This window comes from Pseudomonas sp. 11/12A, assembly GCF_000800055.1.
In the GTDB taxonomy this organism is placed as follows: domain Bacteria; phylum Pseudomonadota; class Gammaproteobacteria; order Pseudomonadales; family Pseudomonadaceae; genus Aquipseudomonas; species Aquipseudomonas mohnii.
On record NZ_JUGV01000001.1, the window covers coordinates 634,670 to 650,998 of the forward strand.

At 60.0% G+C, this 16,329-nt stretch carries 20 protein-coding genes; 11 read left to right on the forward strand and 9 right to left on the reverse strand.

Translation table 11 applies throughout. The annotated features are described in order from the left end of the window. Nucleotides 1–38: 38 nt before the first annotated feature. On the reverse strand, nt 39–482 hold the full coding sequence (locus GQ39_RS02970) for a PilZ domain-containing protein (RefSeq protein WP_047527162.1): 444 nt from the start codon (nt 480–482) through the stop codon (nt 39–41). Here GQ39_RS02970 and GQ39_RS02975 point away from each other — a divergent pair. The 5 genes from GQ39_RS02975 (at nt 481) to cysB (ending at nt 4,437) form a co-directional block, all read left to right on the forward strand. Continuing rightward, complete coding sequence (locus GQ39_RS02975) at nt 481–867, forward strand: thioredoxin family protein (RefSeq protein WP_047527163.1); 387 nt, start codon at nt 481–483, stop codon at nt 865–867. The two genes, GQ39_RS02970 and GQ39_RS02975, sit on opposite strands and share 2 nt — an antisense overlap. Further along, nucleotides 864–1,820 (forward strand): putative 2-dehydropantoate 2-reductase, encoded by a 957-nt coding sequence (locus tag GQ39_RS02980; RefSeq protein ID WP_047527164.1) that lies wholly within the window; start codon nt 864–866, stop codon nt 1,818–1,820. The genes GQ39_RS02975 and GQ39_RS02980 overlap by 4 nt, the downstream gene beginning before the upstream one ends. A gap of 25 nt (nt 1,821–1,845) precedes the next feature. Next, nucleotides 1,846–2,751 carry a 5'-nucleotidase gene (locus GQ39_RS02985; protein ID WP_047527166.1) on the forward strand — a complete coding sequence of 302 codons (906 nt, stop codon included), beginning with the start codon at nt 1,846–1,848 and terminating at the stop codon, nt 2,749–2,751. A gap of 95 nt (nt 2,752–2,846) precedes the next feature. Further along, nucleotides 2,847–3,350, forward strand: coding sequence for a universal stress protein (locus tag GQ39_RS02990; RefSeq protein ID WP_047527168.1), 504 nt, complete (start codon nt 2,847–2,849; stop codon nt 3,348–3,350). 112 nt (nt 3,351–3,462) lie between these two features. After that, nucleotides 3,463–4,437 (forward strand): HTH-type transcriptional regulator CysB, encoded by a 975-nt coding sequence (gene cysB, locus GQ39_RS02995; RefSeq protein WP_008031398.1) that lies wholly within the window; start codon nt 3,463–3,465, stop codon nt 4,435–4,437. A gap of 13 nt (nt 4,438–4,450) precedes the next feature. Here the strand turns inward: cysB and GQ39_RS03000 are convergent, their stop codons facing one another. Both GQ39_RS03000 and GQ39_RS03005 read right to left on the reverse strand, forming a co-directional pair. After that, on the reverse strand, nt 4,451–4,933 hold the full coding sequence (locus GQ39_RS03000) for a GreA/GreB family elongation factor (RefSeq protein ID WP_047527171.1): 483 nt from the start codon (nt 4,931–4,933) through the stop codon (nt 4,451–4,453). Nucleotides 4,934–4,935: 2 nt separating this feature from the next. Beyond that, the gene (locus GQ39_RS03005; RefSeq protein WP_047527173.1) at nt 4,936–5,346 is read right to left on the reverse strand and encodes a hypothetical protein; all 411 of its coding nucleotides are present in this window, start codon (nt 5,344–5,346) and stop codon (nt 4,936–4,938) included. A gap of 123 nt (nt 5,347–5,469) precedes the next feature. Between GQ39_RS03005 and earP the strand changes: the two genes are divergently transcribed. Continuing rightward, nucleotides 5,470–6,612, forward strand: coding sequence for an elongation factor P maturation arginine rhamnosyltransferase EarP (earP, locus tag GQ39_RS03010; RefSeq protein WP_047527174.1), 1,143 nt, complete (start codon nt 5,470–5,472; stop codon nt 6,610–6,612). Between the two features lie 48 nt (nt 6,613–6,660). Beyond that, nucleotides 6,661–7,230 (forward strand): elongation factor P, encoded by a 570-nt coding sequence (gene efp, locus GQ39_RS03015; RefSeq protein ID WP_008057003.1) that lies wholly within the window; start codon nt 6,661–6,663, stop codon nt 7,228–7,230. 74 nt (nt 7,231–7,304) lie between these two features. Here efp and GQ39_RS03020 read toward each other — a convergent pair whose 3' ends face one another. The 4 genes from GQ39_RS03020 to GQ39_RS03035 all read right to left on the reverse strand — a co-directional run bounded on the left by GQ39_RS03020 (nt 7,305) and on the right by GQ39_RS03035 (nt 10,623). Further along, nucleotides 7,305–8,315, reverse strand: a complete 1,011-nt coding sequence (locus tag GQ39_RS03020) for an alpha/beta hydrolase (RefSeq protein ID WP_047527176.1) — start codon at nt 8,313–8,315, stop codon at nt 7,305–7,307. Nucleotides 8,316–8,349: 34 nt separating this feature from the next. Continuing rightward, a complete protein-coding gene (locus tag GQ39_RS03025) occupies nt 8,350–8,769 on the reverse strand; it encodes an organic hydroperoxide resistance protein (RefSeq protein WP_047527178.1) in 420 nt (139 codons plus the stop codon). Between the two features lie 364 nt (nt 8,770–9,133). Further along, nucleotides 9,134–9,598 carry a MarR family winged helix-turn-helix transcriptional regulator gene (locus GQ39_RS03030; protein ID WP_047527180.1) on the reverse strand — a complete coding sequence of 155 codons (465 nt, stop codon included), beginning with the start codon at nt 9,596–9,598 and terminating at the stop codon, nt 9,134–9,136. Between the two features lie 68 nt (nt 9,599–9,666). Further along, nucleotides 9,667–10,623, reverse strand: a complete 957-nt coding sequence (locus GQ39_RS03035) for a LysR family transcriptional regulator (protein WP_047527182.1) — start codon at nt 10,621–10,623, stop codon at nt 9,667–9,669. A gap of 111 nt (nt 10,624–10,734) precedes the next feature. On the opposite strand from GQ39_RS03035, the gene GQ39_RS03040 reads away from it, so the two are divergent. Then, entirely contained in the window at nt 10,735–11,484 is a 750-nt protein-coding gene (locus GQ39_RS03040) for a sulfite exporter TauE/SafE family protein (RefSeq protein WP_047527183.1), read from the forward strand. Here the strand turns inward: GQ39_RS03040 and GQ39_RS03045 are convergent. Further along, nucleotides 11,474–12,328, reverse strand: a complete 855-nt coding sequence (locus GQ39_RS03045; protein WP_047527185.1) for a LysR substrate-binding domain-containing protein — start codon at nt 12,326–12,328, stop codon at nt 11,474–11,476. The two genes, GQ39_RS03040 and GQ39_RS03045, sit on opposite strands and share 11 nt — an antisense overlap. 96 nt (nt 12,329–12,424) lie before the next feature. On the opposite strand from GQ39_RS03045, the gene GQ39_RS03050 reads away from it, so the two are divergent. Then, complete coding sequence (locus tag GQ39_RS03050; RefSeq protein WP_047527187.1) at nt 12,425–12,640, forward strand: DUF1127 domain-containing protein; 216 nt, start codon at nt 12,425–12,427, stop codon at nt 12,638–12,640. 64 nt (nt 12,641–12,704) lie between these two features. After that, nucleotides 12,705–13,934 (forward strand): winged helix-turn-helix domain-containing protein, encoded by a 1,230-nt coding sequence (locus GQ39_RS03055; protein WP_047527189.1) that lies wholly within the window; start codon nt 12,705–12,707, stop codon nt 13,932–13,934. Nucleotides 13,935–14,046: 112 nt separating this feature from the next. Here the strand turns inward: GQ39_RS03055 and GQ39_RS03060 are convergent, their stop codons facing one another. Then, a complete protein-coding gene (locus GQ39_RS03060; RefSeq protein ID WP_047527191.1) occupies nt 14,047–15,393 on the reverse strand; it encodes a class II 3-deoxy-7-phosphoheptulonate synthase in 1,347 nt (448 codons plus the stop codon). 150 nt (nt 15,394–15,543) lie between these two features. On the opposite strand from GQ39_RS03060, the gene GQ39_RS03065 reads away from it, so the two are divergent. After that, nucleotides 15,544–16,299 carry a spermidine synthase gene (locus GQ39_RS03065; RefSeq protein ID WP_047527193.1) on the forward strand — a complete coding sequence of 252 codons (756 nt, stop codon included), beginning with the start codon at nt 15,544–15,546 and terminating at the stop codon, nt 16,297–16,299. Nucleotides 16,300–16,329: the final 30 nt, after the last annotated feature.

The following is a 16,329-nucleotide window of genomic DNA, read 5'->3' on the forward strand; positions in this document are numbered from 1 at the left end:
CGCGTTACACCGTGGCTCGACAATGGGCAGGGGGCGGTTTAATCGAGCATTGATTGCGCAAATGCTCTGTGAACCGTGTCATCGGAGAACTCGTCGGCATGCTCCTGAACCCACTCGAGGGCCAGCGCCTGAACTTCCTGCAGGTCGCTGTGTGCGTCGTGCTGGCGGCAGAAGCGCTCGATCTGGCATACCTGCTCGCCCATCCGGGCGCTGAACAACGTCTGCTCGTCCACGAAGGCAATACCCACCAGATAGCCATGTTTGCGTCGCAGGCACCAGGCCACGTAGCCTGGAATCCGCATGTCGGGGTTCAGGGTCGGCATGCGCACTTCCAGCGCCGTACCATGGCGCCAGGCGCGATGATAATTGCAAGCCATGCCCCCGAGGCTGGTAGTGTGCAATTGTTGCCGTGAAATACACTCAGGTGTCAGCAACGTTAATTCGACGGGCACTTCATCAGGATGAGGAATGAATCGTCCCATGAACACGGACTCCATGTGTCGGCCATCTGACAGCGTTTCCCCCAGTATAGTGGTCGAATTGGAACTGACCGATTTCGACGCCGACCAACGGCTGCTGACGATGAGCGGTGTATCGCTGGTCATTTTCACCAGCGTGGGCTGTTCCAGTTGTCGTTTTGCCCGTGAGCGATTGCCCTCTCTCGATCTGGCCGTCGATCGCCTGTGCTGGATCGACGCCGGAAACAATGGCGGGGTGGTCGAGCGTTATCAGGTCTTTCATTTGCCGGCGCTGTTTGTCGTGCGCGACGGTGAGTTTTTTGGAGCATTGAATTCGCGCCTGACAGACAACGAGCTCAATCGAGCGGTGCGCAAGGCATTGAGCCGAACAGCAGAGGAGTTGCCATGATGGGGGCGGTTGCTAAGCCGACAATCGGCATTATCGGGACCGGTGCAATCGGCGGGTTCTACGGGGTGATGCTGGCGCGTGCCGGTTTCGATGTGCATTTCCTGCTGCGCAGCGAGTTTTCCACAGTGGCCGAGCGCGGGCTGCACGTAGACAGTGCGCCCTACGGTGCCATGACGTTGAGTCCGGTGCAGGCCTATTCGACGGCCGAAGACATGCCGCCGTGCGACTGGCTGCTGGTCGGGACGAAAACCACCAGCAATGCGGACCTGGCACCCGCCATTCTTCAAGCCGCGGCACCGAATGCCAAAGTATTGCTGCTGCAAAATGGCCTGGACGTCGAAGACAGCCTGCGTGAACGGCTTCCCGATTCGCTGCATGTACTCGGTGGCCTCTGTTACATCTGCGTTCATCGCGAAGGCCCCGGCGTCATTACCCATCAGGCGCTCGGCGCGGTGCATGTCGGCTTCCACAGCGGTCCTGCGGCCGATGCGACGGCGCGTGCGGCGATTGTCGAGGAAGGTGTCGGACTGTTCCGTGCCGCCGGTATCGATTCCCAGGCGATGGCGAATCTGCATCAGGCGCGCTGGCAAAAACTGGTCTGGAATGTTCCCTATAACGGTTTGTCGGTTTTACTGGGGGCGAGCACTACGCCGTTGATGGCCGATGCCGACAGCCGCGAGTTGATCAGGGCACTGATGGCCGAAGTGGTCCTGGGCGCCACCGCTTGCGGTCACGATATTCCGGCGGGCTATGCCGAACATTTGTTCATGGTCACCGAGAGAATGCCCGATTACTGGCCCAGCATGTATCACGACTTCCTGCACAAGCGCCCGCTGGAGCTGGCGGCCATTTACACCCGTCCACTGGCGGCGGCCAAAGCGGCGGGGTGTGAGCTGCCGCGCATCGAGGCGTTGTATCGCAGTCTGAGTTTTATCGATCGACGCAACACCTGAGTCGACCAACCAATGGGGGAAGGGCATGCCGAAGGCAATTGACGACAAGCTGGTGCTGGCGATTTCCTCGCGAGCGTTGTTCGACCTGAGTGAAAGCCACAAGGTCTACCTGTCGAGTGGCGTCGAAGCTTACCGGCAGTATCAGATCGAACATGAGGACGAGATCCTCGAACCCGGCGATGCCTTCCCGCTGGTGCAAAAACTCCTCAATCTCAATGCCAGCCTCGGCCGTGCCCGGGTCGAGGTGATCCTGGTGTCGCGCAACAGTGCCGACACCGGCCTGCGGGTGTTCAACTCGATCCATCACTATGGACTGGCGATTTCCCGCGCAGCGTTTGTCGGCGGTCGTAGTCCCTATCCGTACCTCAAGGCGTTTGGTTGCGATTTGTTTTTGTCGACCCATGCCGAGGACGTGCGCAATGCGCTGGACGCCGGCTTTGCCGCGGCGACCATTCTGTCGGGAGGCGCCAGCCGTGCGGCCAGTGATGAATTGCGCATCGCCTTTGACGGTGATGCGGTGCTGTTTTCCGACGAGTCGGAGCGCGTCTATCAGGCCGCTGGTCTGGAAGCGTTCCAGGCCAGCGAACGCGAGGCGGCCCGCGAGCCGTTGCGCGGTGGGCCGTTCAAAGGCTTCCTCGCCGCCCTCAATCTGTTGCAGCGCGAGTTCCCGGACGATGCCTGTCCTATCCGCACGGCCCTGGTGACGGCGCGGTCGGCGCCGGCCCATGAGCGGGTGATCCGCACCTTGCGCGAATGGGACATTCGCCTGGACGAATCGCTGTTTCTCGGCGGCCTGACCAAATCGGCCTTTCTCGAGGCCTTCGCCGCCGACGTGTTTTTCGACGATCAGGCCGGTCATTGCGAACTGGCCCGCGAAGTCGTCGCCACCGGTCATGTCCCCCATGGCATAAGCAACGAACAAAAGGTTTAAGCCCGCCGATCAACGTGTTGCGCGGGGCGTCGTACTCGCCAAGGCACTGCTAAGCTGATTCAAGTCTGCGCCATGTTGGCACTCGAGGAGGTCATATGATTCATTCGATGCTGTATGCCACTGACCTCGGCCTGTACGCACCGCTAGTGATGCAGCATGCCTTGGCATTGGCACGGACCTTCAATGCCGATCTCTACGTGGTGCACGCGGTTGAACCCATGGGGCTGTTCGCTGAGTCGGTGCTTCAGAGTTACCTTGATGAGCAAGCGTTGAACGAATTTCACAGTCAGGGCCTGAACACGGTCATTGCCAATATCGAGCAGCGGGTGCTCGACAGTTTTCGTGAAGAATTGGGGGGGGAGGGCGCACAGGATCTGGAGCTGATTCGTGCTGTGCGGGTGCTGCAGGGTGATCCGTCGCAGGTGATTCTCGACCAGGCGCAGAAACTCTCGGTGGATTTGTTGATCCTGGGTAGCCACAGCCATGGGGCTGGCGCGGAAACGCCGCTGGGTCGGACCGCGGCGCGCGTCCTGCAACTGTCCCGCGTACCGGTCTATCTGGTGCCGCTGGTGGAGCGCCGTCGCCAAGGGGATCGCTAGAGCACCAATAGTGCCAGTTTGATAAAAAGTTCTAGATTTATTCTTCAAACCATTAATATAGTTATATAACGTCGCTGATGCCCGTGGCGTCTATCTGCTTTGAGGGATTCATATGAAGCTTCAACAATTGCGCTACATCTGGGAAGTGGCGCACCACGACCTCAACGTTTCCGCTACCGCCCAAAGCCTGTACACCTCGCAACCGGGCATCAGTAAACAGATCCGACTGCTGGAAGACGAATTGGGCGTCGAGGTCTTCGCCCGCAGCGGCAAGCACCTGACCCGCGTGACCCCGGCTGGCGAGCGCATCATTACCACGGCTGGCGAGATTCTGCGCAAGGTCGAAAGCATCAAGCAGATCGCCCAGGAATTCTCCAACGAGAAGAAAGGCACCCTGTCGATCGCCACCACCCACACCCAGGCGCGTTATGCATTGCCGCCGGTGATCAGCAATTTCATCAAGCAATACCCGGACGTGGCCCTGCACATGCACCAGGGTTCGCCGATGCAGATCGCCGAAATGGCCGCTGACGGCACCGTGGATTTCGCCATTGCCACCGAAGCGCTGGAGCTGTTTGGCGATCTGGTAATGATGCCGTGCTATCGCTGGAACCGCTGCGTGGTCGTGCCTCAGGGACACCCGCTTACCAAGCTGTCGAAGCTGACCCTCGAAGCCCTGGCCGAATACCCGATCGTGACTTACGTGTTTGGTTTCACCGGCCGTTCGAAGCTCGACGAAGCCTTCAGCCATCGTGGCCTGACGCCGAAAGTGGTGTTCACCGCAGCCGACGCCGACGTGATCAAGACCTATGTTCGCCTTGGACTGGGCGTGGGCATCGTGGCGAAAATGGCAGTCGATACCAAACTCGACAACGACCTGGTGGTCCTCGACGCCAGCGAGCTATTCGAATCCAGCATCACCAAGATCGGGTTCCGTCGCGGCACTTTCCTGCGTGGCTTCATGTGCGACTTCATCGAGAAGTTCGCTCCGCACCTGACTCGCGAAGTCATGGCCAAGGCCATCCAGTGCCACAACAAGCAGGAGCTGGAAGAGCTGTTCGACGGCGTCGAACTGCCGGTCCATTGATCAGTGGGCGCCGCTAGACCACTTCGGTGACAGCAAACTGTTGCCGAGTACCCGCCACCAGAATCTCCACTTCATCGCCCTTGAACTTGCCCAGCAGGCTTTTGCCCAGCGGCGAGCGCGGGGTGATGACCGTGATCAGTTGCCCCACCAGGTCGACCTTCAAGCCTGCCGCATCAGGTGCCAGAAACAGCCATTGCTCGCGACCCTTTTCGTCTTCAAGGCCGAGCAGTGCGCCGACCTCGATCCCGCGCTGCTCATCATAAGAACGCAGTATCAGGTTCTGGCAAAGTGCCAGTGACTGCCTGATCTCCTCGACCCGTTTGGCCTGGCCGGCAGCCAGATAGGACGCCTCCAGTCCCAGTGTGTCGTACTTGTTCTCGGCGATGTTTTCTTCATGGGTCGCGGTTTCGTATGCGGTCTGCGCGGCGCGTTCCGCGATGTCGAGATCAACGCGCAACTTGTCGAGAATCAGTTGGTGGACAGTTTGTTTGTTCATGGTCAATCGCAGAATTGCAAAACGTTGGCGCGACTTTTTTCGCTCGGTGCGGTGTGGTCCTGTTGCAGCCAGAACTGGCACTTGGGATTCGACAGATTGCGACTGCTGCTGCGAGCCTGATCAAGCCGTTGTGCTTGCTCGTTCTTGCGTAGGTTCTCTTCGTATTGCTCGAACAGCGGGCTCTGTGGAGGAATATCCGGTACCGGTTGTGCCGCAGCAGGCGGGTTTGTCAGTTGCTGCACGGCCTGGGCCACGGGCGCCAATTGCTCGCTGAACAAAAAGCGAGAAGCGAGCCAGCAGGTCAGCGCAATGGCAATGAACCCCAGCCACAAACCGAGGGCGATGCTGCCGCTCAATTGCAAGGTGTTGAGCTGGATCGGCAATGGGCGGCGCGGGTTGGGACGGTAGGGCATGGCTGCCTCCTGGCGGTGGTCGCGGGCGAGTGGCGATTGTCGCACGAAGATTAATCGCCGTCGGCCCTTCTGCGCGGGGTAATTTATGCGGACAATCGGTGCTTTTTCCAACGGGAGCCTGGAATGCCTGAAATGAAAACCCGCTGGGATATTTTTTGTACCGTCGTCGACAACTTCGGCGACATCGGCGTGACCTGGCGTCTGGCCCGGCAACTGGTTGCCGAGCATTCGCAGGCGGTGCGGTTGTGGGTCGATGATCTGCGCGCCTTCGAGCGCCTCTGCCCGGACATCGACATCCACGCGTTGCAGCAATGGCAGCAAGGTGTTGAGGTGCGGCAGTGGATGGCCGACTGGCAGCCCACTGAAGCCGCCGATGTGGTGATCGCCGCGTTCGCCTGCCAGTTGCCGGGTGCTTACATGGAGGCGATGGTCGAACGGGAAAAAACGCCGCTGTGGATGAACCTCGACTATTTGAGCGCCGAGGACTGGATCGTCGGCTGTCATGGCTTGCCGTCGGTGAAGTACAAGCAGGTGCAGAAGTTCTTTTTCTTCCCCGGGTTCCACAAGGGCACCGGTGGCTTGCTGCGTGAAAGCGATCTTCTTGAACGGCGTGAGCAATTTCAACAGAGCCCGGCAGCGCAGCGACTTTTCCTTCAAGGGCTGGGGATCGATCGCGCACCTGGCGCGCAACTGATCTCGCTGTTCGCCTACGAAAATACCGGCCTGGCCAGTTGGCTCGACGCGATGGCTGGCGACGTGACGCCCACGCATCTGTTGGTGCCGGAAGGGCGGATTCTCGGCGATGTTGAGCGTTGGCTCGGTGTGCAAGGGCTGGCGGCGGGTGCCGTGCATGTGCGCGACGCCTTGACCGTGCAAGTGCTGCCGTTCGTCCGACAGGACCAATACGACCCGTTGCTGTGGAGCTGCGATTTCAATGCCGTGCGCGGTGAGGACTCGTTTGTCCGCGCGCAGTGGGCGGGTCGACCGATGCTCTGGCACATCTATCAGCAGGACGAAGATATCCATCTGGACAAGCTGGAAGCCTTCCTCAGGCTCTATGTGAAGGGCCTTTCCGGGCCGGCTGGCGAGGCGATCAGCGGTCTCTGGCGGGCGTGGAATGCCGGTGAAAGAATGACCGACCACTGGCAATCGACCCGCAAACACTGGCCAGAGCTGGAAAAGCACGCCCAGGCGTGGTGTCTGGAACAAGCCTTGCAGGCTGATCTTGCCACGGCGCTGGTACAGTTTTATGTAAATTGGATATGATACGCGGCCTAGATTTTTGTAAATCCCATCCAAATTCGGATATTCGCAATGAAAACTGGTAAAGAACTCAAACCCGGTACCGTGATCCGTATCGACAACGATCCTTGGCTGGTTCAGAAAGCTGAATTCACCAAGTCGGGTCGTAACAGCGCGATCATGAAGACCAAGCTGAAAAACCTGCTGACCGGTTACAAGACCGAGACCGTTTACAGCGCCGACGACAAACTGGACGACGTGATCCTCGACCGCAAAGAAGCGACCCTGTCCTTCATCAGCGGCGACTCCTACACGTTCATGGACACCACCGACTACACCATGTACGAGCTGAACGCTGAAGACATCGAAAGCGTACTGCCGTTCATCGAAGAAGGCATGACCGACGTTTGCGAAGCCGTGTTCTTCGAAGGCCGTCTGGTTTCCGTAGAGCTGCCGACCACCATCGTGCGTCAGGTTGACTACACCGAAGGTTCCGCTCGCGGTGACACTTCCGGCAAGGTGATGAAGCCTGCCAAACTGAAGAACGGTACCGAGCTGTCGGTTGCTGACTTCATCGAAATCGGCGACATGATCGAGATCGATACCCGCGAAGGCGGTTCCTACAAAGGCCGTGCCAAATAAGCACAGCTTCAGGAATGAAAAAGCCCGACCATTGAGTCGGGCTTTTTTGTGTGTGCAGTTTGAGGCTCAATTTTTTATTTCAGGTGCTCTTTGAGTTCTTGCGAAGCCTGCAGCATCGCCGAACGCACCGCTGGCACCTGACTGACCACGTTAAGCAAACCGTAGTCGTGGATCATGCCGTTGTAGCGAACCGAGGTCACCGGCACGCCGGCTTCGTCGAGTTTACGTGCATAGGCTTCGCCTTCATCGCGCAGGACATCGGCGCTGGCGGTCTGCACCAGGGCCGGTGGCAGGCCCTTGAGTTGCGCGGTAGTGGCCCGCAGCGGCGAGGCGTAGATCTCGTTACGTTGATTGGCGTCGGTGGTGTAGTTGTCCCAGAACCACTTCATCATGTTTTTGCTGAGGAAGTGCCCCTCGGCGAACTGGTTGTACGAACCCGTCTCGAAGTTGGCGTCGGTCACCGGCCACAGCAGCACCTGGAACCTGATCGCCGGTGTGCCCTTGTCTTTGGCCATCAGTGCAACCACGGCCGCCATGTTGCCGCCGACGCTATTGCCGGCCACGGCCAGGCGTTTGCCGTCGACATGGATCTCTTTGCCGTGCTCGGCCACCCACTGGGTTGCGGCGTAGGCCTGGTTGATCGCCACCGGGTAGTGCGCTTCCGGCGACGGTGTGTAGTTGACGAAAACCGCCGCTGCGCCCGAACCGACAACCAGGTCACGCACCAGTCGTTCGTGGGTCGGGAAGTCGCCCAGTACCCAGCCACCACCGTGGAAGAACATGAACACCGGCAGCTCACCCTTGACCCCGGCCGGCCGGACAATGGTCAGGTTCAGCGGCTGGCCGTCGACCTGAATCGTCTTCTGGCTGACATCGGCTTTTGGCAGCGTCAGCTTCACCCCGGCCTGCGCACCCACCAATACGGCGCGCGCTTGGGCAGGTGTCATTTGCTCCATCGGTTTGCCGGTGCCGGCATTGAGCACATCGAGGAATGCCTGGGTGTTGTGTTCGACGTCGCCGGCAAATGCACTCTGGATGGACAGGGCGAGAAGGGTACCGGTCAAGACTTTGCTGAAAGTGTTCATGTTCATTTCCTGTTCGGGCCTGGGCAATCAGCGGTTAGACGGTGACGTGCAGACGCACATCGACGTTGCCGCGGGTGGCGTTGGAGTACGGGCAGACCTGGTGGGCCGCGTCGACCAGGGATTGCGCGTCGGCTTGTTCAAGGCCCGGCAGGCTGATATGCAAGTCGATGTCCAGACCGAAGCCGCCAGGGATCTGACCGATACCGACGTGGGCGGTGATCGATGCGTCGTTCGGGATGCTGCGTTTGGTCTGGCTGGCGACGAATTTCAGAGCGCCGATGAAGCAGGCGGAGTAGCCGGCTGCGAACAATTGCTCAGGGTTAGTTGCTGCGCCGCCCGCACCGCCGAGTTCTTTCGGGGTGGCGAGTTTGACGTCGAGGATGTTGTCACTGGAAACCGCACGACCATCACGGCCACCAGTGGAAGTTGCGATTGCGGTGTAGAGAGTTTGCATGGTGAAAGCCTCGTCCAGGTTTGTTTTTATGCGCTAAATGTTTGCGCGCTAAGTAAGTGCGAAATGAATGTATCGCGCTAATAGTTAGTGCGCAAGATAAATCTTTAAGAAAAATCTATCCAGAGATCGCGTCGATGCGACCGAATTGGCTGGAAGGCTTGATTTAGAGACGCGAGAGGGGGAAAGGCGGGTCGCAAAAAAAATTTATGTGGCCGGGATTTCAAATACGCAGGCGATTCTTGTGGGAGCGCGGCCTGCCCGCGATAGCGCCCTGTCAGTCGACATCAATGGCGCTGACATACCGCAATCGCGGGCAAGCCCGGCTCCCACAGGATTCAGGTTTCCACAAACGGGTGATGCGAATTCAAATCAGGCTTTCCTGCAGGTGACGACGCAGCGCTTGCAGCTCCGCTTGCAGTGTCTGCAGTCGCTCCAGCGTCATGCCGCTCGCGCCGAGGATGCATTGGGGGATGTCACGGGCTTTGTCGCGCAAGGCGCGGCCCTTGGCGGTGAGTTCGACGATCACCACGCGCTCATCTTCACGGCTGCGGGTGCGACTGAGCAGACCTTCGGTCTCCAGGCGTTTGAGCAGCGGCGTGAGAGAGCCAGGATCGGTCAGCAAGCGTGCGCTGATTTCGCCTACGGTCAAACCGTCCTGTTCCCACAGCACCAACATCGCCAGGTACTGCGGGTAGGTCAGGCCCAACGCCTGCAACAGAGGCTTGTAGACCTTGGTCATCATCAGCGAAGTGGAGTGAAGGGCGAAGCAGGCCTGATTGTCCAGCAGCAGGTCGTCGCAGGTATCCGGGGTGTCGCGCTCGGTGGTCATGTCAAAGCCTTGATCAGTGATCTTCAGAATCTAGCGGGCGAATCTTTAATGCGCTACACAATTCTCGACTAGTGGCGGCCCAGGTGGGTTTGCAGCACTAGGTCCCACGGCGGTATCGGGCTGAAACGGCTTTTCAGGTATTCCAGCAGCAAGCGGCTACGGGAATTGGGTTGCTGTTCCAGGCGCAAGGCATAGATCCCGGAGCTCTCGGGTTTCGGCAGGCCACTCTCACAGAACAAGGGCAACAGTTCGCCGCGCAGCAGGTATTCACTGGCCAGCCAGGTCGGCAAATGCGCAATACCCAGTCCGGCCAATGCACCGCAGACCAGTGCCTCGGCATTGTTGGCGCTCATGCGCACCCGGGAAGGGCGGTGCAATTGCATTTGGCCGTCTCGCTCGAATCGCCAGGCGAAGGGGGGAGCCAGGCCATCCCAATCGAGGCCGTCATGATCAATCAACTGAGCCGGATCGGTGGGTACGCCCCGGCGCTGCAAGTAGTCGGGACTGGCGCAGGCGATGCGCATCATGCTCGCCAGCGGCGTGGCCACCAGCCGGGTGTCGGCCATCTGCCCGGCACGCAGTACCAGATCGACCTTGCCCAGGTTCAAGCCTTGCATGTCGACAAAACTGTCAATCAGGTGCAATTGCACATCGAGGCCGGGATAAAGCATCAAGAAATCGGCGATCACCGGGGCCAGATGCCGGCGACCGAACGCGGCCGGCGCATCGACCCGAATCAAACCTTCCGGCGCACTGCTGAGGGACACGGCTTCCGCCCTGGCCAGGCGTAACTCAGCGACGATCCGCCGTGCGCGTTCTGCAAAGGCCAGCCCCGCCGGCGTGGCGCGCACCGCGTGGGTGCTGCGAATGAATAACTGACTGCCGACGGCGCTTTCCAGGCTATCGATGCGCCGGGCCACCGCCGAAGGCGTCAGCGGATGACGGCGGGACGCCGCAGAAAAGCTCCCGGTTTCCAGCACGTCCAGAAACAGGCCCAGTTGATCAGTCAATTGATTCGGATTCATGTGTGGTCAATGCTTGTGCGAAATTGGCATAGCCATTGTGCGTTGCTGTGCGTTTCCGAGCCAGAACCAACTGCGTAGGATGAATCGCCTCACCTAAAGGGAAAAACGGCTGTGATTGAGTTTCTGATGTATCTGGTCTTCGGCGCAGCCCTGGGAACCCTTGGCGGGATTTTCGGCATCGGCGGAGGTTTGATTGCCATTCCCTTGCTGGGTGCGTTGTGCGGTCTCGATCAGCAGATTGCCCAAGGGACGGCGTTGGTCATGGTCGTGCCGAATGTCATGTTGGCACTGTGGCGTTATCACCAACGCAACCGCATCGAGTTGCGCCACGCGTTGCCATTGGCTTCGATGGGGTTCTGTTTCGCCTGGATCGGTTCGATTTGGGCCGTGGGCGTTGATGCGCAAACCATGCGGATTGGTTTTGTCGCGTTTTTGGTCGCCCTGTCGGCCTACAACCTGGTGCGCATGTTCACCGCCAGCGCGCCGGCCTCGGCGCAGATGAACTATTCGTGGCCGTGGCTGGGTGTGCTCGGCGCGGCGTCCGGAACCATGGGCGGGTTGTTTGGTGTAGGCGGGGCGGTCGTGGCTACGCCGGTATTGACCAGTCTGTTCGGTACCACGCAAGTGGTGGCGCAGGGCTTGTCGCTGGCGCTGGCATTGCCAAGCACCGGCGTCACGCTGGTCACCTATGCCGTACACCATCAGGTGCACTGGATGATTGGCGTGCCACTGGCGCTCGGTGGCCTGATGAGCATCAGTTGGGGTGTGAGGATCGCCCATGCCATGCCCGAGCGGTTGCTGCGCGGATTGTTCTGCGGCTTTCTGGTGTGCTGCGCGGTGATGCTCGCCTTTAAGGTTTGAAGCCTTCGACGATGTGCTCGGCGAGGCATTCGGTAATCGGGGACGGGTTGTGCAGGTTGCGCACCAGCATGATGCTGGCCTCGGGCAGGCTCGGCAGGTCTTCGGCCTCACCGAGGATGCGCATGTCTGCGGTGATCAGGCTTTCCAGTTGCGCGGTCACGGCCAGACCGGCGCTGACCACTGCCATGATCGCCGACAGGCTGTCGCTGTTGTACGCCACGCGATAATCGCGGCCCATGACATCGAGGGCGTTACAGGCCCACAGGCGGCAGAAGCAATCACTGTTGAACATCGCCAGTGGCAGCGGCGTCTGCTCGTGGGCGCTGTAGCATTGCGCCTCGGCCCAGACCAAGCGTTCCTTGCGCAGTAGCTGACCGATCTCGCTGCCCGGTTCGCGAGTCACGATGGACAGGTCGAGGTCCTGGCGCATCAGCAATTGTTTGGACGACTCGCAGTGCACTTCGATCTGGATCAGCGGATAGGACTGGGCAAACCGGCGCAGTATCCCCGGCAGAAAACGCATCACGTAATCGTCCGGAGTACCGATCCGTACCGTGCCGACCATGTGGGGTTCGCGCAAGGTGTTGAAGACTTCGCTGTGCAGCTTGAGGATGCGCCGGGCATAACCGAGCAATACCTGGCCTTCCGCCGTCAGCCGAACCTGCCGGCCGTCGCGCTGGAACAGCTGGCGCTGCAAAACGTCTTCTTCCAGCCGCTTCATCTGCATGCTCACGGCCGACTGGGTGCGGTTGACCAATTCTCCGGCACGGGTAAAACCGCCCTGGTCGGCGATGGCGACGAAGGTGCGCAGCACTTCGGTGTCGATGCTCGGGTAGGTAGACATTCATCAATCTCCGAGATATGTGACATCAGAAACATTCGTTGGATTGATCTTAGTCCTGGCGCGAGACTGGAGCTATCCAAAACGGAGGGCAACAAGATGAAAGGTCAACATGAATACCCAGCGGTAGAAAAACACTCGATCCACCTGGTATCCGATCTGCTGCACAAATTCAGTCGCTGGTACGAACTGCACAAGGAGCGCGAAATGCTGGCGAGTCTGAGCGATGAAGCGCTGAAAGATATCGGCATGAGTCGTGCGGATGTCGAATTCGAGTCGGTCCAGCCATTCTGGAAAGACCCGATGCATAAATGATGAGTGCCACGCTACACAAACCACTTACCGGTGAGGTAGGTTGCGAGCAGACAAGGAGATGCTCATGCCCGCAACGTTGTCCTTTACCCTCAAACAGGCTCGGCGTCTGGCGCTGGCTGCCCAAGGGTTCAACGGGCGTCAGCCGCCAGCGACGATCAAGCCGCTTCAGCTCAACCGCCTGATCGAGCGACTGGGCGTTCTGCAGATCGACTCAGTCAATGCCTTGGTGCGTTCGCACTACCTTCCGCTGTTTTCCCGCCTTGGAAACTACACTTGCGACGTGCTCGACCAGGCTGCCTGGAGTCAGGGCCGGCGTCGAACATTGTTCGAATACTGGGGCCACGAGGCCTCTTTACTGCCCCTGTCGATGTACCCGTTGATGCGCTGGCGCATGCAGCGAGCGAGTCGTGGCGAAGACATTTATCAACAACTGGCGCGTTTTGGTCGTGAGCAGCAGGACGTCATCCGTCGGGTGCTGGCCTCCGTCGAGGCGCAGGGCGCGCTGGGGGCCGGAAGTCTGTCGACCCGCCAGGAGCGCGCGGGTCCGTGGTGGGACTGGAGTGCGGAAAAGCATGCATTGGAATGGCTGTTCGCCACCGGTGAAGTGACCGTGGCCGGCCGGCGTGGGTTCGAACGGCTTTATGATTTGCCGGAGCGGGTGATCCCCTCGGCGATTCTTGCGCAGCCACGGGTTGATGAGGCGCAAGCCCAGCGCGGATTGCTGTTGCATGCCATGACAGCATTGGGCGTCGGCACGGAAAAGGATCTGCGCGACTACTTTCGCCTGAATCCCGCTGACAGCCGTCCACGTCTGGCGGAGTTGGTCGAGGCCGGTGAATTGCTCACCTGCGACGTCCAGGGCTGGCGCCAACTGGCCTATTGCCTGCCTGAGCCCAAGGTACCGCGCAAGGTCGAGGCCAGTGCCTTGCTTTCACCTTTCGATTCACTGATCTGGGAACGCAGTCGTACCGAACGCCTGTTCGACTTTCGCTATCGGCTGGAGATCTATACGCCGCAGGACAAGCGAATTTACGGCTATTACGTCCTGCCGTTCCTGCACAACGAACGGATTGCCGCGCGGGTTGATCTGCGCGCCGAACGGGCGGTCGGTCGACTGGCGGTGCACGCGGTGCATGAGGAAGAACCGGGTCTGGATGACGAAGGGATGCTGGCGTTGGCGGCCAATCTGCGACAGATGGCGCAATGGTTGGGGCTGGCGCAGGTTCAGTTGAATTGTCCCCGGGCGAGTGCGGACAGGTTGCGGGTGGCATTGGCCAGCATTTGCGGGGTTTGATCTGAGGGTATCGCTGGCAAGCCAGCTCCCACAGAGGTTGCGTCGTGCACATTATTGCCCAACGACGTAAATCCTGTGGCAGCTGGCTTGCCAGCGATGGGGGCGATGCGAGTTAGCGCCGAACCTGCTTCAAAGTCTCTGCAATCAAAAACGCCAATTCCAGCGACTGATCGGCATTCATCCGCGGGTCGCAATGGGTGTGGTAACGATCCGACAAGCCGTCTTCGGTAATCGGCCGCGCACCGCCGATGCATTCGGTGACGTTCTGCCCGGTCATCTCGATGTGGATGCCGCCGGCGTAGCTGCCCTCGGCTTCGTGCACCTGGAAGAACTGCTTCACTTCGCCAAGAATCTGCGCGAAGTCACGGGTCTTGTAGCCGCTGCTGGCCTTGATGGTGTTGCCGTGCATCGGGTCGCAACTCCACAGCACTTGCTTGCCTTCACGCTGTACGGCGCGGATGAGCTGCGGCAAGTGATCGCCGACCTTGTTCGCGCCCATGCGTGCGATCAGGTTCAGGCGGCCTGGATCGTTGTCCGGGTTGAGCACATCGATCAGGCGAATCAAGTCTTCAGGGTTCATGCTCGGACCGACCTTGACCCCGATCGGGTTGTTCACCCCGCGCAGGAACTCGACATGGGCACCGTCGAGCTGACGGGTGCGGTCGCCGATCCACAGCATGTGCGCCGAGCAGTCGTAGTAGTCGTTGGTCAGGCTGTCGCGACGCACGAAGGCTTCTTCGTAGTTCAGCAGTAGCGCTTCGTGGGCGGTGAAAAAACTGGTCTCGCGCAGTTGCGGCGAACTGTCCATGCCGCAGGCGCGCATGAAGGCCAGGGTTTCATCGATGCGGTCGGCCAGGTGGCTGTATTTTTCCGCCAGGGCCGAGTTGGCGATGAAGTCCAGGTTCCACTTGTGTACCTGATGCAGATCGGCAAAGCCGCCCTGGGCAAAGGCGCGCAGCAGGTTCAGCGTGGCGGTGGACTGGTGGTAGGACTGCAGCAGGCGCTCCGGGTCCGGTACGCGGCTTTTTTCATCGAAACCGATGCCGTTGACGATGTCGCCACGGTAGGCGGGCAGGGTCACGCCGTCGATGGTTTCGTCGTTGGCCGAGCGCGGCTTGGCGAATTGCCCGGCCATGCGCCCGACCTTGACCACCGGGCAGCCGGCGGCAAAGGTCATGACAATCGCCATTTGCAGCAGCACCTTGAAGGTGTCGCGGATTTTCGCGGCGGAGAACTCGGCGAAGCTTTCGGCGCAGTCGCCGCCCTGCAACAGAAACGCCCGGCCCTGGGTCACTTCGGCAAACTGACGGCGCAACTCCCGGGCTTCACCGGCAAACACCAGCGGCGGATAGCTGGACAGGGTTTGCTCGACTTGCAGCAAATGCGCCGCGTCGGGGTATTGGGGTTGTTGCTGGATCGGCAGGGCGCGCCAGCTGTCAGGGCTCCAGGGTTGGCTCATCGCAGTCTCTAATGTTTTACGCTCGGACAGCCATGTTATCAGCAATTAGTGCGTGACCTGTTCCCGTCGCTTCGCGGACAATCGCGCCTTTGCCCCACCCTGTTGGCGGTGTTATTGCGTTGCCGGGCCCGGTGACGATCAGGAGACGAAATGACTGAGGAGCGCGTCGAGCATCTGCTCGCCGAGGTGCAGGACGAATTTGGCGTGATTCGCGTGCTGGAAGTGGCCGATTACCGCTTTCTCGAGTTCGGTGATGCCATCGAACAAAGCTGCGTCTTCACGGCCGATCCGAGCTGGCTCGAATACGACTACACCCGGGCGATGCTGATCGGTGCGCTATGCCACGAACAACCGGAAAGCGCACTGTTTCTCGGCCTCGGTGCCGGGACGCTGACCCAGGCGTGCCTCAAGTTCCTGCCGCTGGAGGACGTCGAAGCCATCGAGTTGCGCCCTGACGTGCCGCGTCTGGCCATCGAATACCTCGGGCTCGATGACGATCCGCGCCTGTACATTCGCGTGGGTGATGCGCTGGAGTTGCTCGACACTGCGGAGCCGGCGGACCTGATTTTTGTCGACCTGTATACCGACGTCGGTCCCGGAGTCGGACACCTGGCCTGGACTTTCCTGGAAAATTGCCAGAAACGCCTGAATCCGGGCGGCTGGCTGGTGATCAATCAATGGGCTACCGATGATGGCAAACCATTGGGCGCCGCGTTGCTGCGCGGGCTCTACCATCGGCATTACTGGGAATTGCCGGTGAAGGAGGGCAATGTGATCCTGATCGTGCCTTCGGAGCTGGATCAGCAACTGGACATGGACGGCCTGATCGCGCGGGCCGAAGGGCTGGCGCCGCGGTTGGGGTATTCGTTGCAGCCGTTGATCAAGGCAATTCGGCCGGCGAGCTGATTGTTGTCTGGGCGGACCCCGTCGCGAGCT

Bases quoted from the DNA above. Each gene is read 5' to 3' on its own strand.
- GQ39_RS02975 (WP_047527163.1), top strand. From the start codon at position 481: ATGAACACGGACTCCATGTGTCGGCCATCTGACAGCGTTTCCCCCAGT.
- GQ39_RS02970 (WP_047527162.1), bottom strand. From the start codon at position 482: ATGGGACGATTCATTCCTCATCCTGATGAAGTGCCCGTCGAATTAACG.
- GQ39_RS02980 (WP_047527164.1), top strand. From the start codon at position 864: ATGATGGGGGCGGTTGCTAAGCCGACAATCGGCATTATCGGGACCGGT.
- GQ39_RS02985 (WP_047527166.1), top strand. From the start codon at position 1,846: ATGCCGAAGGCAATTGACGACAAGCTGGTGCTGGCGATTTCCTCGCGA.
- GQ39_RS02990 (WP_047527168.1), top strand. From the start codon at position 2,847: ATGATTCATTCGATGCTGTATGCCACTGACCTCGGCCTGTACGCACCG.
- cysB (WP_008031398.1), top strand. From the start codon at position 3,463: ATGAAGCTTCAACAATTGCGCTACATCTGGGAAGTGGCGCACCACGAC.
- GQ39_RS03000 (WP_047527171.1), bottom strand. From the start codon at position 4,933: ATGAACAAACAAACTGTCCACCAACTGATTCTCGACAAGTTGCGCGTT.
- GQ39_RS03005 (WP_047527173.1), bottom strand. From the start codon at position 5,346: ATGCCCTACCGTCCCAACCCGCGCCGCCCATTGCCGATCCAGCTCAAC.
- earP (WP_047527174.1), top strand. From the start codon at position 5,470: ATGCCTGAAATGAAAACCCGCTGGGATATTTTTTGTACCGTCGTCGAC.
- efp (WP_008057003.1), top strand. From the start codon at position 6,661: ATGAAAACTGGTAAAGAACTCAAACCCGGTACCGTGATCCGTATCGAC.
- GQ39_RS03020 (WP_047527176.1), bottom strand. From the start codon at position 8,315: ATGAACACTTTCAGCAAAGTCTTGACCGGTACCCTTCTCGCCCTGTCC.
- GQ39_RS03025 (WP_047527178.1), bottom strand. From the start codon at position 8,769: ATGCAAACTCTCTACACCGCAATCGCAACTTCCACTGGTGGCCGTGAT.
- GQ39_RS03030 (WP_047527180.1), bottom strand. From the start codon at position 9,598: ATGACCACCGAGCGCGACACCCCGGATACCTGCGACGACCTGCTGCTG.
- GQ39_RS03035 (WP_047527182.1), bottom strand. From the start codon at position 10,623: ATGAATCCGAATCAATTGACTGATCAACTGGGCCTGTTTCTGGACGTG.
- GQ39_RS03045 (WP_047527185.1), bottom strand. From the start codon at position 12,328: ATGTCTACCTACCCGAGCATCGACACCGAAGTGCTGCGCACCTTCGTC.
- GQ39_RS03050 (WP_047527187.1), top strand. From the start codon at position 12,425: ATGAAAGGTCAACATGAATACCCAGCGGTAGAAAAACACTCGATCCAC.
- GQ39_RS03055 (WP_047527189.1), top strand. From the start codon at position 12,705: ATGCCCGCAACGTTGTCCTTTACCCTCAAACAGGCTCGGCGTCTGGCG.
- GQ39_RS03060 (WP_047527191.1), bottom strand. From the start codon at position 15,393: ATGAGCCAACCCTGGAGCCCTGACAGCTGGCGCGCCCTGCCGATCCAG.
- GQ39_RS03065 (WP_047527193.1), top strand. From the start codon at position 15,544: ATGACTGAGGAGCGCGTCGAGCATCTGCTCGCCGAGGTGCAGGACGAA.